This is a genomic window from Streptomyces sp. NPDC042102, assembly GCF_055582305.1.
Map to the genome: position 1 here is coordinate 933,777 of NZ_JBVJDL010000002.1, position 13,133 is coordinate 946,909.

The window sequence follows — 13,133 nt, forward strand, 5'->3', positions numbered from 1 at the left end:
GCATGACCGTCTCCGCATCCGACGCCCCGGCCGTCGCCCACTTCCGCTTCTTCGAGCTGGAGGTGCTCCGCACCCGGCGCCTGGGCCACTCCTTCCTGCGGGTCACGTTCGGCGGTGAGTCCCTCGCGGACTTCCGCTCGGGCGGCTACGACCAGAGCCTCTCGCTCTTCCTCCCGCTGCCCCACCAGGAGCACACCGTCCTGCCGTCCACGGACGAGGACACCTGGTTCGCCGCCTGGCGGGGCGTCCCGGACGAGGAGCGCCCGGTGATGCGCTCGTACACCGTGCGCGAGCAGCGCCGCACCACCGACGGCACCGACGGCACCGTCGAGGTCGACATCGACTTCGTCCTGCACGGCGATGCGTCACCGGCCTCCCACTGGGCGGGGCGGGCCTCCGCCGGCCACCGCATCATGGCGATCGGTCCGGCCGTCGCCGCGAACAAGTCCGTCCGGTTCCAGCCGCCCGCCGGGACCGACGCGCTCGTGATGTACGCCGACGAGACCGCGCTGCCGGCGGCGGCGGCGATCCTGGAACGGCTGGACGCCGGCCTTCCGGTCAAGGCCTTCTTCGAGGTCCCGCACGCGGACGACCGGCTGGAGCTCGCCACCCGCGCGGACGCCGACATCACCTGGATCGTGCGCGAGGGCTCCGGCCCCGGGCGCACCGAGCAGGTCCTGGCCGCCCTGCGCGGGGCGGCCTTCCCGGACGCGGGCACGCCGTACGGCTGGATCGCGGGCGAGGCCGGCACCGTCCGCGCGGTGCGCCGCCACGTCGTGCAGGAACGTCACTTCGACCGGCGCGCGGTGCGATTCACCGGTTACTGGCGCCTCGGAGCGAGCGAGGAACAGCTGTTGGCGGAGGCCTACGCGGGCAAGGCGCCCAGCGAGGACTCCAACTCCGAGCTGTAGAGGTATCTTTAGGACGAAGAGCCCCGGTTTGTACCGGGGCTCTTCGTCATTTGTTCATCAAGTAAGGTTAGGCTAACCTAATCCAAGTAACTCCCGCCCCACTCTTCCCTGCCCGGAGGAACTGTTGATGCGTTCGCATCTGCTCAATGAGACGACCGCTGACCGCTACCGGCGATCCGTCACCGAGGGCGTCGAACGCGTGGCCGCCAAGCTCGCGTCCACCGACAAGCCCCACACGGGCATATCCGTCGACGAACTCGCCCCGGTCATCGCCGGGATCGACCTGGACCGGCCGCTGGCCGACCCGGCGGCCGCCCTCGACGAACTGGAAGAGGTCTACCTGCGCGACGCGGTGTACTTCCACCACCCGCGCTACCTCGGCCACCTCAACTGCCCGGTCGTCATCCCCGCCGTGCTGGGCGAGGCGATCCTCTCCGCCGTCAACTCCTCCCTGGACACCTGGGACCAGTCCATCGGCGGCACGCTCATCGAGCGCCGCCTCATCGACTGGACCGCCCAGCGCATCGGCCTCGGCCCCGGCGCGGACGGCATCTTCACCTCCGGCGGCAGCCAGTCCAACTTCCACGCCCTGCTGCTGGCCCGTGACGAGGCCTGCCGGACCGTGATGAAGAACAGCGAGCGCGAGCTGCCCAAGTCCGAGGTGCTGCCGAAGCTGCGCATCTTCACCTCCGAGTGCAGCCACTTCTCCGTGCAGAAGTCCGCCGCCATGCTGGGCCTGGGCTACGAGGCCGTCATCTCCATCCCCGCGGACCGCAACCGCCGCATGGACACCGCCGCCCTGGCCCTGGAGCTGGAGAACTGCGAGCGCGACGGCCTCTTCCCGATGGCCGTCGTCGCCACCGCCGGCACCACCGACTTCGGGTCCATCGACCCGCTCCCCGAGATCGCCCGCCTGGCCGCCGAGCACTCCGCCTGGATGCACGTGGACGCCGCGTACGGCTGCGGACTGCTGGTCTCCCCCACCCGCCGCCACCTGCTGGACGGCATCGAGCTGGCCGACTCGGTCACGGTGGACTACCACAAGTCCTTCTTCCAGCCCGTGTCCTCCTCCGCCATGCTGGTGCGCGACCGCGACACCCTCAAGCACGCCACGTACCACGCGGACTACCTCAACCCGCGCCGCATGGCCGAGGAGCGCATCCCCAACCAGGTCGACAAGTCCATCCAGACCACGCGCCGCTTCGACGCGCTCAAGCTCTGGATGACCCTGCGCGTCATGGGCGCCGACGGCATCGGGCAGCTCTTCGACGAGGTCATCGACCTGGCCGCCGAGGGCTACGACGTCATCGCCGCCGACGCGCGCTACGAGGTCGTGGTCCGCCCGCAGATCTCGACCCTGGTCTTCCGCTACGTCCCCGAGGGCGACGTACGCCCCGAGCTGGTGGACGAGGCCAACCTGCACGCCCGCAAGGCCCTGTTCGCCTCCGGCGACGCGGTGGTCGCCGGCACCAAGGTGGACGGCCGCCAGTACCTGAAATTCACCCTCCTCAACCCGCAGACCACGACGGCCGACCTGCGCGCCGTCCTCGACCTCCTCGCGTCCCACGCCGAGCAGTTCCTGGGAGAATCCCTTGTCCACGCCTCGTGACCCCCGCCGAGAGCTCGACTTCATCGGTATCGGCCTCGGCCCCTTCAACCTGGGGCTCGCCTGCCTGACCGCGCCGATCGACGAGCTGAGCGGGCTCTTCATCGAGTCGAAGCCGCACTTCGAGTGGCACGCGGGCATGTTCCTGGACGGCGCCCACCTCCAGACGCCGTTCATGTCGGACCTGGTGACGCTGGCGGACCCGACCTCGCCGTTCTCGTTCCTGAACTACCTCAAGGACCAGGACCGGCTGTACTCCTTCTACATCCGGGAGAACTTCTACCCGCTGCGCACGGAGTACAACGACTACTGCCGCTGGGCCGCCGACCGCCTCGAGAACGTCCTGTACTCCACCTCCGTGACCGAGGTGACGTACGACGAGCAGGCCGGGCTGTACCTGGTCTCCACCGACGCAGGCGAGACCTACCGCGCCCGCCGGCTGGTGCTGGGCACCGGCACCCAGCCGTACGCCCCGCCGGCCTGCCAGGGCCTGGGCGGCGACTTCGTCCACAACTCCGCCTACATGCAGAACAAGGCGGAGCTGCAGAAGAAGAAGTCCATCACCCTGGTCGGCTCCGGCCAGAGCGCGGCGGAGATCTACTACGACCTGCTCGCCGAGATCGACGTCTACGGCTACCGGCTCAACTGGGTCACCCGCTCCCCGCGGTTCTTCCCGCTGGAGTACACCAAGCTGACCCTGGAGATGACCTCCCCCGAGTACGTGGACTACTTCCACGCGCTGCCGGAGGACACCCGCTACCGGCTGGAGACCCAGCAGAAGAACCTCTTCAAGGGCATCGACGGCGAGCTGATCAACGCCATCTTCGACCTGCTCTACCAGAAGAAGGTCTCCATGCCGGGCGCCGTCCCGACGAACCTGCTGACCAACAGCTCGCTGAACAGCGCCGCCTACGACTCCTCGACCGGCGCCTACACGCTCGGCCTGCGGCAGGAGGAGCAGGAGCGGGACTTCTCCCTGACCACCGAGGGCCTGGTGCTGGCCACCGGCTACAAGTACAACGTGCCGGAGTTCCTGAACCCGGTCCGCGAGCGGCTGAACTTCGACGGCCGCGGGCGCCTGGACGCGGCCCGCAACTACACCGTCGACGCCGCCGGCACCTCGGTCTTCCTGCAGAACGGCACCACGCACAACCACTCCATCACCTCGCCCGACCTGGGCATGGCGGCGTACCGCAACGCGTACATCGTCGGGGAGCTGCTCGGCCGCGAGTACTACAAGGTCGAGAAGTCCATCGCCTTCCAGCAGTTCACCGCCCCCGAGGGAAACCTGGCATGAGCACCACCGAGACCACCGGGTCCGACGCGACCACCGAGACCACCGACGTGCGCTTCAGCCGCACCGACGACGCACTGGGCACCTTCGCCGTCCGGCCGCTGGACCCCTTCGCGGACGCCGAGCTGCTGCACGGCTGGGTGACGCACCCCAAGGCCGCGTTCTGGATGATGCAGGAGGCCTCCCTCCCGGACGTCGAGCGCGAGTACATGCGCATCGCGGCGCACGAGCACCACGACGCGTTCATCGGTCTGCACAACGGCGAGCCCGCCTTCCTGATGGAGCGCTACGACCCCTCGCAGCTGGAGCTGGTCGGCCTCTACGACGCCCAGCCGGGCGACGTCGGCATGCACTTCCTCGTCGCGCCGAGCGACACCCCGCTGCACGGCTTCACCCGCGCCGTGATCACGACCGTCATGGCGGCCCTGTTCGCCGAGCCGGCGACCCAGCGCGTGGTCGTCGAGCCCGACGTGCACAACACCGCCGTCCACGCCCTGAACGAGGTCGTCGGCTTCGTGCCGGAGCGGCCGGTCCAGAAGCCGGAGAAGGAAGCCCTCCTCAGCTTCTGCACCCGTGCCCAGTTCGAGGCCGCCACCGGAATCTTCGCGAGCTGCCAGGAGGCGGCGATATGACCGCCGACACAACCCGCTTCTCCCTCTCCGACACGCTCTCCGACGCGGTCGGGCACCTCGACCCGGAGCTGTGGGACCGCGCGAACCGGGCCATGGTCCGCAAGGCGCTGGCCGAGTTCTCCCACGAGCGGCTGCTGACCCCGGCCGACCTCGGCAACGGGCAGTACGCGGTACGCAGCGACGACGGCAGCGTGGAGTACCGTTTCACCGCCGCCCGGCACGCCCTGGACCACTGGGCGGTCGACGAGGCCTCGGTCACGCGGACGGTCGGCGGCGAGCATCGTCCGCTGGACGCGCTCGACTTCCACATCGAGCTGAAGGACACCCTGGGCCTGAGCGCGGAGGTCCTGCCGGTCTACCTGGAGGAGATCTCCTCCACGCTGGCGGGCTCGGCGTACAAGTACACCAAGCCGCAGATCTCTTCCTCCGTCCTCGCGAAGTCCTCCTTCCAGGACATCGAGACGGGCATGACCGAGGGCCACCCCTGCTTTGTGGCCAACAACGGCCGGCTCGGCTTCGGCGTCCACGAGTACCGCGCGTACGCCCCGGAGACGGCCACCGCCGTCCACCTGGTGTGGGTGGCGGCGCACCGCTCGGTGACCACCTTCACGGCGGGCGAGGGCCTGGACCACGACTCGTTCCTGCGCGAGGAGCTGGGCGAGGCGGCGGTGGCGGCCTTCGCCGCGAAGCTGTCCTCCCTGGGCCTGGACCCGGCGGACTACCTCTACCTGCCGATCCACCCGTGGCAGTGGTGGAACAAGACGACGGTCACGTTCGCGGCCGAGATCGCGAACCGGCGCCTGGTGCTGCTGGGCGAGGGCGAGGACGCGTACCTGGCGCAGCAGTCGATCCGTACGTTCTTCAACACGACGACCCCGACGAAGCACTACGTCAAGACGGCGATCTCCGTCCTGAACATGGGCTTCATGCGGGGCCTGTCGGCCGCGTACATGGAGGCCACCCCGGCGATCAACGACTGGCTGCACCGCCTGATCGAGTCGGACGAGGTGCTGCGGTCGGTCGACTTCTCGATCATCCGCGAGCGGGCGGCCATCGGCTACCGGCACATGCAGTACGAGCGCGCGACCGACCGGTACTCGCCGTACCGCAAGATGCTGGCGGCGCTCTGGCGCGAGTCCCCGGTGAACTTCCTGCGCGACGAGGACGAGCGGCTGGCCACCATGGCCTCCCTCCTCCACGTGGACTCCGAGGGCAAGTCCTTCGTGGGCGCCCTGATCGCGGAGTCGGGCCTGACGCCGGCGGAGTGGCTGGCTCCGTACCTCCGCGCGTACCTGGTCCCCCTGCTCCACTGCTTCTACCAGTACGACCTCGCGTACATGCCGCACGGCGAGAACACCATCCTGGTCATCAAGGACGGCGTCGTGCAGCGGGCGATCTTCAAGGACATCGCCGAGGAGATCGTCGTCATGGACCCGGACGCGGTCCTGCCGCCGGCGGTGGAGCGCATCCGCGCGGACATCCCGGAGGACATGAAGCTCCTGTCGATCTTCACGGACGTCTTCGACTGCTTCTTCCGCTTCCTGGGCTCGATCCTGGCCTCCGAGGGCATCTGCGAGGAGTCCGTCTTCTGGCAGGCGGTGGCCGACTGCGCCCACGGCTACCAGGCAACGGTCCCTGCCCTTTCGGACCGCTTCGAGCGCTACGACCTCTTCGCGGACGAGTTCCAGCTGTCCTGCCTCAACCGCCTCCAGCTGCGCAACAACAAGCAGATGGTCGACCTGGCCGACCCCTCTGCCGCGCTCCAGCTGATCGGCAACCTCAAGAACCCCGTCGCGCCGTACGCGCGGCGGTGATCGCGGGGCGGGTCCGTCCCGGCCGACTACGGTCCCTCGGCCGGGACGCCCGTCCCCACCCGCGTCGGCGGGTTCGCGAAGCCCTGACTGGCCCTCTTCGCGGACCCGCCGCGCTTCGTCTATCGCGGCCTCAGAGCCCGCCGAAAATCGGTGACGATCCGCCGGTACCCGGTGTGCCCGGTCCCACGCGCGTGCCGCAACGCCCACACGTCGGCGGCCCCCTCCTCGTCCCCGGGCCCGGACCCCTCATGACACGAGGTGCACTCGACCTCGTAGATGGCCCCGCTCCCGCTCCGGTCGGCCGTGAGCAGCCACATGCTCACCCCGTCCCCTTCACGGACACCTCGGCCCACACCCGCTTCCCGGGCCCGCCGCGCTCCCCGACGGCCCACCGGTCCGCGACCGCCGCCACGAGCCACAACCCGCGCCCGCCGTCCCCGTACTGCGCGTCCTTGAGGACGGGCCGCGCGGGGCACGCGTCGTGCACCTCCACCCGCACGCCCCGCGCGAGCCGCACGTACCGGGTCTCGATCTCCCGGTCCCGGGGCGCGACGGCGTGCCGCACGGCGTTGGTCACCAGCTCGGACGCCACGAGCAGCGCGTCATCGGTGACCTCCTGGAGCCCCCACCGCAGGAGCGCCTCCCGCAGTTCCTCCCGCGCGAGCCCCACGCACCGCGGCTCCCGCCGCCACCGCCGCACGACCTCGTCGCCCTGCTCACACCCGCTCACCGGCACACCCCGATAAAATGCAGCACGTTGACGCTCCTTGAGTAAGCGTTGACCACGCCCCCGGACCGGTCGCACGGTCGCGGGGGTCCTTCATGCCAGGACCAAGCCCGGTCACTCACCGTCGCGCGCTGCGACGGTGAGTACTCAGCCTTAGCGTCCTCCGCTCTCGCGCAATCCGCAAGCGACTCTTTGGAACAAGTTCCAAGATCTTCTGCGAGGGGTAACCTCGGGCGTCACGCGCCCAGTTGGAGAGATTCCTATGTCCGAGAGCAGGCCAACCGTTCGACGCCGTCGGCTCGCGACGCTGCTGGTCAAGTTCCGCGAGGAGGCCGGCAAGACGCCCGAGGAGGCGGCCGAGAGGATCGGATGCCATCGCACCAAGATCAATCGGATCGAGAACGCACGCCTCGGCATCTCACTCGGTGAGCTGCGCGACTTGCTGACGTTCTACGGCGTCACGAGTGACGTGCAGATCGACGAGATGGTCGCGCTGGCACGGCGCGGCCGCGCACCGGGGTGGGTGCAGCGGGCCAGCCTGGCCCGACCGTCCTACTCGGACTTCATCGGCTACGAGGAGACGTCCCACTACATCCGTTCGTTCCAGTCGACCTTGATCGCGGGTCTGTTGCAGACCGCCGACTACGCGCGGGCCGTGATCGACGCTGCGCAAGCAGAGCTGAGCGACGACGCGGTCGAAGCGTTGGTCACCGCACGGCTGGAACGCCAGAACGTGCTCCACCGGCCGAAACCGCCGCGTCTGTCCGTCATCCAGTGCGAGGCCGCACTCCGTGTCGAGGTCGGGGGCCGCCCCGTCATGGGGCGGCAACTCGACCACCTCGCCGAGGTGGCCCGGCATCCGAGCATCGACCTTCAGGTGATCCCGAACAGGGCCGGCGCCCATGCCGGGTTGTTCGGCTCTTTCGTCCTCTTCCGCTTCCCCAACCCCGACTTCTCCGATGTCGTGTGCGTCGAACACCGAACGGGGACGCTGTACATGGAGACTCCGGAAGAGACCGCGGAATATACGCTGATCTTCGATTCGCTCCGCTCGATCGCGCTCAGTCCGGCTGACAGCCTGGACCTGATCGCGCGCGCCCGAAAGGAGCTGTAGTCGGCGGCTGGAGAGGACACCACCCATGCACACCCTCAAGTGGCACAAGAGCAGCTACAGCGGCTCCGGCGGCGACTGCGTCGAGGTGGCCGTGACCGCCGACGCCGGGCGGGCCGTACGGGACAGCAAGGACACCGCCCGCCCCGGCATCCACTGCACCGGCGGAGCCTGGGCGGCGTTCCTCCACGGAGTGAAGCGCGGCTAGCTAGGGCACGTCGAAGGCGGGGGCGCTGCCGTAGGACGTGGTCTCAGTGCCCTCGTGGACGAGGGTCCACTCACCGGGCGCGCGGGGCGGGGTGGAGGTCAGGACCACACCGCCCCGGCCGGTCGTCAGGTCGGCGACGGGCTGCCAGAGCGAGCCGCCGTACGGGATGTACTCCAGCCGGACCCGGAGTCCGGCGGGGGCTCCGATGTACCCGCCGTTGTCCCAGTCGGCAAGAGTCAGGCGGCCGACCACGCCGTGCGGGTAGCCGGGGCGTGGGCGTTTGGGGAACACGTCGATGGTGAGCTGGGACAGCCTCTGGATGCGGACGGAGTCGAGGTTGCCGGCGGTGACCAGGCCCCCGGAGCCGGTGGCCGGATCGAAGTCGTTGGCAGTGACCAGGGCCCAGAGGCGATAGGTGCCGGCGCCGGCGTTGGTGAGCGTGCCACTGTTCACGGTGAAGGTGAACCGGCAGGTCGAGCGGGTGGGGCTGGTCGGTGTACAGATGCTGGTGCCGGATGGGGGGCGGTCGGAGGTGAGATCGTTCGGACCGGGGCCGTCGAGGATCGCCTCGGCGCCGTTGGGCCGGATGCCCGAGTCGTCCTCGGCGTCGAACGAGACGCTGAAGGTCCGTGATCCCTCCGGGCCCACCGCCAGTACCGAGGGGTGGATGTTGCCGGACAGGATGCGCGGCGGGATGGCGCGATCGGCCCGGGCCGCGGTGGGTGCGGCGAAGAGCGTGAGGGCTGCAACGGCGGTGGCGAGGGTGGCGGTGACGGGTCTGCGCATGGGAACCCCCTGGAGTGTCTCGTGCGCACACCGTAGGACGGGCTCGTCACCTTGTTGAGGGGGCCGACGCCGACGGGTACCGGCCCATGACAGTCGGGGCGCGCTCGTGACAGCCGTGACCCGACGGTCAACGAGCGGCCGACCTTCACCGCCACCCGCACCTGAGTCCCGGCCGTTCCGCCCCCGGAACCTGAGCCGGGTGCCAGGCCATGTCCCATGAGTCCCCGCCCGGACATCAGTGCACCGGTCGGCTCACGTCGGCTCCACGTGCCTCACCCGCCCCGGAGCGTGACGTACCAGGAGGCCGGAACCGGGACGGTGAGACACCCGATACGACAAGACTCCCGACAGCTACCTCGCCAGTCTCCACCCGCACGCCTCGATGATCTGGATCAAGGACCTCACCAGGACCACCCGGTGATCACGACTCGATACGCGCCCTAATCGGTCGCCTTGTCCTCCAGCCAATCCAGGACCCAGAGGGACCGGTCGAGTTCGCGCTGGTGGACGTCGGGCCGGCGGCGGGCCAGTTCCCGCCTGAGCGCAACGGCTTCCGTGATCGCGGCCAGGCCTTCCCGGTACCGTCTCTGGTCTTCCAGATCGATGGCGAGGTTGTGGAGGCTCGCCGCCAGGTCCGGCAGGAAGGCGTCAGGCCGCTGGCGCGCCAGCCCGCGGTACACGTCGACCGCCTCGGTCACCGCGACCAGGCCCTCCTCACGCCGCCCCAGCCCACCCAGCGCGATGGACAGGTTGTTCAGGCTCGCGGCGAGGGCGGGCAGGTGGACGTCCGGCCGGCGACGGGCCAGCTCCCGGACCACCACGACCGATTCGTCGATCGATGCCAGAGCCTCCTCCGGCCGGCCGAGAGCGCCGAGGTTCTTGGCGCGGTTGCTCAGGCTCCTCGCGAGGGTCGGCAGGAACACCTCGGGCCGCTGACGCGCCAGCCCGCGGTACACGTCGACCGCCTCGGTCACCGCGACCAGAGCCTTCTCGTCCCGCCCCAGCTCGTTCAGCTGTACACACAGGTTGTTCAGGCTCATTGCGAGGTCCGGCAGGAAGGCATCGGGCCGCTGGCGCGCCAGCCCGCGGTACACGTCGACCGCCTCGCTGATCGCGGCTAGGGCCTCCTCCCGACGCCCCAGGTCACCCGCGTGGAGACTCAGGTTGTTCAGGCTCATCGCGAGGTCCGGCAGGCAGGCGTCGGGGCGCTCGCGTGCCAACCCGCGTGACACGTCGACCGCCTCGCTGATCGCGGCCAGGGCCTCCTCCCGACGCCCCAGCTCGGCCAGGTGGACACTCAGGTTGTTCAGACTCATCACGAGGCTCGGCAGGAACACCTCGGGCTGCTGGCGCGCCAGCTCCCTGCGCGCGTCCAGCGCTTCGGCGATCACGGCCAGGGCCTCCTCCCGACGCCCCAGCTCCGCCAGGTGGACACTCAGGTTGTTCAGGCTCATCGCAAGGCTCGGCAGGAACACCTCGGGCCGCCGGCGCGCCAGCTCCCGGTGCACGGCCACCGCCTCGGTGACCGTGGCCAGTGCTTCCTCCCACTGCCCGAGGTCACGCAGCCTGACGGACAGGTTGTTCAGGCTGGCCGCGAGGCTGCCCAGGCGTTCGGGCTGTTCGGCTGCGCGTGCGCGGTAGTGGTCGGTGATGAGCCGGGTGAGGTGGGCCGACCAGGAAGCGAGATTGTGGCTGGTCTCCGGGAGCCGGTCGGCGAGGTCCTCCAGGTCCGCCAGCGCTGTACCGGGGGCCTCCGAGACGCGGTGGAGGGCCTCGAGCAGGGGTTCCGGGGTCTCCGTACGGGTCGCCACCTCGATCGCGGGGGCCGCCAGGACCCCGGCGTGGCGTACGCACAGCGCGGTCAGGTACGGGTCCAGCGCGCCGTCGAAGACCGGGTGTGCCGCGGCCCGGGTGCAGACCGTCAGGAGCTGGGTGGCCTGGGCCTCGGTGGCGCCCGGGAGCAGGTGGTCGGGCAGTTCCGGGTGGGTCTGGAGGTGGCGGCCGGCGAACCGCTCCGCCAGGCGGTCCGGCTGGAGGCCGTCCCAGGGGCGCGTACCGCTGCCGGGGTAGAGCGCGGCGATCCAGGCGCGGACGGCGGCCGGGCGCTCGCGCGGCAGGCCGGGGACGCGGCCCAGGAGATCCTCCGCCTCGGTGCGGGTTGCGGCGCCCAGGAGGAAGGCGGCCGCCAGGGCGTCGGTCAGCGTTTCGTCCAGGAGCGGCCCCTGGGCCAGGCCGCGGGCGACCGCGGAGCTCGTCCAGTAGCGGCGTTCGTGGACCAGCAGCCGGTCCTCCACGCCCGCCGCGCCCCTGGTCCCGGCGGGAACCCGTGCGGCGCCGTCCAGCAGGTCGGCCAGCGCCGTCATGTGCAGCGTCAGGACGGTCTCCAGCCCCGGGCGGTCCAGTTCACCGGGGCGGTCCAGGGCCGCCGCCAGGGCCGGCCAGTCGTGGTCCCGCCAGCCCCGTACCCGCGGCAGGTGCGCGGCGTACCCCTGGACGGCCTCCCGGTAGGCCTCGGTACGGGAGGCGCCGGGGTCGGGCTCCAGCGGGGGCAGGTCGGTGGTGCCGGCGCCGTCCAGCAGGTCCTCGGCCACGGCGCTGGCGGCTTGGAGGCCCTGCCACCAGTCCCCCGCCGTGCGGGCCAGCAGCAGCACCTTGAACGGCGTGCCGCCCTGGTGCCGGGCCGCGGCCTCCAGGAGCTCCGTCACCTGGGCGATCCGCGTCTCGGCGTAGTCGACGACGACCAGCAGCGGAACCGCCGCGCCCGCCAGGACCGTGAGCGTCCCGCCCGGCGCCCCGCCGCGCAGCCACAGCGCCGCCCAGCGTTCGCCGGCCAGCGCGTCGGCCAGGTGCTGGGCCAGCCGTGTCTTGCCCTGCCCGCCCGGCCCGTGCAGCAGCCGTGCGCCGAATCCGGGTTCGCGGACCCAGGCGAGCAGGTCGGCCATGGCCTCCGTACGGCCGCGGAAGGGCACCACCTGACGGCGCGCCCGCAGCAGCGCGGCCGGGCCGGTGGCGACCGGGTCGGCCGCCTCCGCCAGGTGCTGCCACTCGACCGGTTCCAGCACCGTGCCCAGGTCCGGGGCGTGTTCGGCCAGGGCGGCGCGGAACGAGGCGGCGTGCATCAGGACGTACGCGGGTACGGCCTCCAGCGCGGCGTGGGACCGGCCCGCCGGGTCGGCGGCGACCACCCCCGCCAGCAGGTCGCCGCAGAACAGCGCGGAGCCCGAGATCCCGCCCCACGGCGAGGTCCCGTCGTCCCGGCCGGCCGGCGGGTGCTGGTCCAGGTGCATCACGTACCGGTTGCCCACGTACCGGTCACCGGGGTTCAGCGTCCCGGACGGCTGCGCGGTGTCCACCGGCCGGTCCGGGCGCTGTACGAGCTCCGGCACGCCCCACGCCTCGCACGGCGTGCCGGGCCGGTGGGTGGCCAGGCGCCCCCAGCGGACCGGCGGGCCCGGCGGCGGCACCCATGCCGGGTCGTCGATGTCGACCAGGGCGGCGTCGTCCCGGCCGCCCGGTGTGCCGCGCCAGACCACGACGCCGCTCCACCGGGCCGCCTGATGGGGCCGGGACAGCGACACCGGCCCGCCGGGCGGCGGCGCCACGTGCGCCGACGTCAGGACCAGCCTCGGCGCGACGACGTACCCGGAGCCCGGCCCGTCCGGTGCCGCGACCGCGAGCACCCGCGCGCGATCCACCGCGCGGTCAGCCTTCGATGTGGCCCGAGACGTCACCCGGCCCCTGCGGCCGCGCAGCGCTGCCGCGCACCAGCAGGTCCCCGCCACCGGGCCGTTGCGGGGTCAGCGCGACCTTCACCCGGTGCGTGCGGGCGCGGGCCACGCCCGCCTCCACGTCACCCGAGACCACCCACGCCTTGAAGCCGGCCTTCGCCTTCGCGTCGGCCCGCAGCTCGACGGCGAACTCGAGCTCCACCGGCCCGACCTTGAACTCCAGCTCCTGGCCCGCGGCCCGGGCCGCCGCGTCCAGCAGCTCATCCCGTACGGCCGCCACCGCGTCCGCCAGTTCGATCTCCACCGTGCCTACCCC

At 71.1% G+C, this 13,133-nt stretch carries 12 protein-coding genes; 7 read left to right on the top strand and 5 right to left on the bottom strand.

Annotated elements, in window-relative coordinates; all coding sequences use genetic code 11:
- Positions 1-2: 2 nt before the first annotated feature.
- The 5 genes from ACZ6KO_RS12220 (at position 3) to ACZ6KO_RS12240 (ending at position 6,257) form a co-directional block, all read left to right on the top strand.
- Positions 3-911: a siderophore-interacting protein gene (locus tag ACZ6KO_RS12220; RefSeq protein ID WP_469303379.1), complete on the top strand. Its 909-nt coding sequence runs from the start codon at positions 3-5 to the stop codon at positions 909-911.
- 127 nt (positions 912-1,038) lie between these two features.
- Positions 1,039-2,520, top strand: coding sequence for a pyridoxal phosphate-dependent decarboxylase family protein (locus ACZ6KO_RS12225; RefSeq protein WP_469303380.1), 1,482 nt, complete (start codon positions 1,039-1,041; stop codon positions 2,518-2,520).
- The gene (locus tag ACZ6KO_RS12230) at positions 2,504-3,814 is read left to right on the top strand and encodes a lysine N(6)-hydroxylase/L-ornithine N(5)-oxygenase family protein (RefSeq protein ID WP_469303382.1); all 1,311 of its coding nucleotides are present in this window, start codon (positions 2,504-2,506) and stop codon (positions 3,812-3,814) included. The genes ACZ6KO_RS12225 and ACZ6KO_RS12230 overlap by 17 nt, the downstream gene beginning before the upstream one ends.
- Positions 3,811-4,443 (top strand): GNAT family N-acetyltransferase, encoded by a 633-nt coding sequence (locus ACZ6KO_RS12235; RefSeq protein ID WP_469303384.1) that lies wholly within the window; start codon positions 3,811-3,813, stop codon positions 4,441-4,443. Before ACZ6KO_RS12230 ends, ACZ6KO_RS12235 begins: the two co-directional genes overlap by 4 nt.
- Entirely contained in the window at positions 4,440-6,257 is a 1,818-nt protein-coding gene (locus tag ACZ6KO_RS12240; RefSeq protein ID WP_469303386.1) for an IucA/IucC family protein, read from the top strand. Before ACZ6KO_RS12235 ends, ACZ6KO_RS12240 begins: the two co-directional genes overlap by 4 nt.
- A 119-nt stretch (positions 6,258-6,376) precedes the next feature.
- On the opposite strand, the gene ACZ6KO_RS12245 is transcribed toward ACZ6KO_RS12240, so the two are convergent.
- Both ACZ6KO_RS12245 and ACZ6KO_RS12250 read right to left on the bottom strand, forming a co-directional pair.
- The gene (locus ACZ6KO_RS12245; protein ID WP_469303900.1) at positions 6,377-6,574 is read right to left on the bottom strand and encodes a DUF7848 domain-containing protein; all 198 of its coding nucleotides are present in this window, start codon (positions 6,572-6,574) and stop codon (positions 6,377-6,379) included.
- A gap of 2 nt (positions 6,575-6,576) precedes the next feature.
- Entirely contained in the window at positions 6,577-6,987 is a 411-nt protein-coding gene (locus ACZ6KO_RS12250; RefSeq protein ID WP_469303388.1) for an ATP-binding protein, read from the bottom strand.
- A 259-nt stretch (positions 6,988-7,246) separates the two neighbouring features.
- On the opposite strand from ACZ6KO_RS12250, the gene ACZ6KO_RS12255 reads away from it, so the two are divergent.
- Both ACZ6KO_RS12255 and ACZ6KO_RS12260 read left to right on the top strand, forming a co-directional pair.
- The gene (locus ACZ6KO_RS12255) at positions 7,247-8,098 is read left to right on the top strand and encodes a helix-turn-helix domain-containing protein (RefSeq protein ID WP_469303390.1); all 852 of its coding nucleotides are present in this window, start codon (positions 7,247-7,249) and stop codon (positions 8,096-8,098) included.
- A gap of 25 nt (positions 8,099-8,123) precedes the next feature.
- Positions 8,124-8,303 carry a DUF397 domain-containing protein gene (locus ACZ6KO_RS12260; RefSeq protein ID WP_469303392.1) on the top strand — a complete coding sequence of 60 codons (180 nt, stop codon included), beginning with the start codon at positions 8,124-8,126 and terminating at the stop codon, positions 8,301-8,303.
- Here ACZ6KO_RS12260 and ACZ6KO_RS12265 read toward each other — a convergent pair whose 3' ends face one another.
- From ACZ6KO_RS12265 to ACZ6KO_RS12275, 3 genes are all read right to left on the bottom strand, one after another.
- Positions 8,304-9,089, bottom strand: coding sequence for a hypothetical protein (locus ACZ6KO_RS12265; RefSeq protein ID WP_469303395.1), 786 nt, complete (start codon positions 9,087-9,089; stop codon positions 8,304-8,306).
- Positions 9,090-9,529: 440 nt separating this feature from the next.
- Positions 9,530-12,784, bottom strand: a complete 3,255-nt coding sequence (locus ACZ6KO_RS12270) for a tetratricopeptide repeat protein (protein ID WP_469303398.1) — start codon at positions 12,782-12,784, stop codon at positions 9,530-9,532.
- 7 nt (positions 12,785-12,791) lie between these two features.
- Positions 12,792-13,121 (bottom strand): trypco2 family protein, encoded by a 330-nt coding sequence (locus ACZ6KO_RS12275; RefSeq protein WP_469303400.1) that lies wholly within the window; start codon positions 13,119-13,121, stop codon positions 12,792-12,794.
- Between the last annotated feature and the right edge of the window lie 12 nt (positions 13,122-13,133).

What these genes read in the sequence shown, in the direction of transcription:
- ACZ6KO_RS12220 (WP_469303379.1), top strand. Translation starts at nt 3, where the DNA reads ATGACCGTCTCCGCATCCGACGCCCCGGCCGTCGCCCACTTCCGCTTC.
- ACZ6KO_RS12225 (WP_469303380.1), top strand. Translation starts at nt 1,039, where the DNA reads ATGCGTTCGCATCTGCTCAATGAGACGACCGCTGACCGCTACCGGCGA.
- ACZ6KO_RS12235 (WP_469303384.1), top strand. Translation starts at nt 3,811, where the DNA reads ATGAGCACCACCGAGACCACCGGGTCCGACGCGACCACCGAGACCACC.
- ACZ6KO_RS12240 (WP_469303386.1), top strand. Translation starts at nt 4,440, where the DNA reads ATGACCGCCGACACAACCCGCTTCTCCCTCTCCGACACGCTCTCCGAC.
- ACZ6KO_RS12245 (WP_469303900.1), bottom strand. Translation starts at nt 6,574, where the DNA reads ATGTGGCTGCTCACGGCCGACCGGAGCGGGAGCGGGGCCATCTACGAG.
- ACZ6KO_RS12255 (WP_469303390.1), top strand. Translation starts at nt 7,247, where the DNA reads ATGTCCGAGAGCAGGCCAACCGTTCGACGCCGTCGGCTCGCGACGCTG.
- ACZ6KO_RS12260 (WP_469303392.1), top strand. Translation starts at nt 8,124, where the DNA reads ATGCACACCCTCAAGTGGCACAAGAGCAGCTACAGCGGCTCCGGCGGC.
- ACZ6KO_RS12265 (WP_469303395.1), bottom strand. Translation starts at nt 9,089, where the DNA reads ATGCGCAGACCCGTCACCGCCACCCTCGCCACCGCCGTTGCAGCCCTC.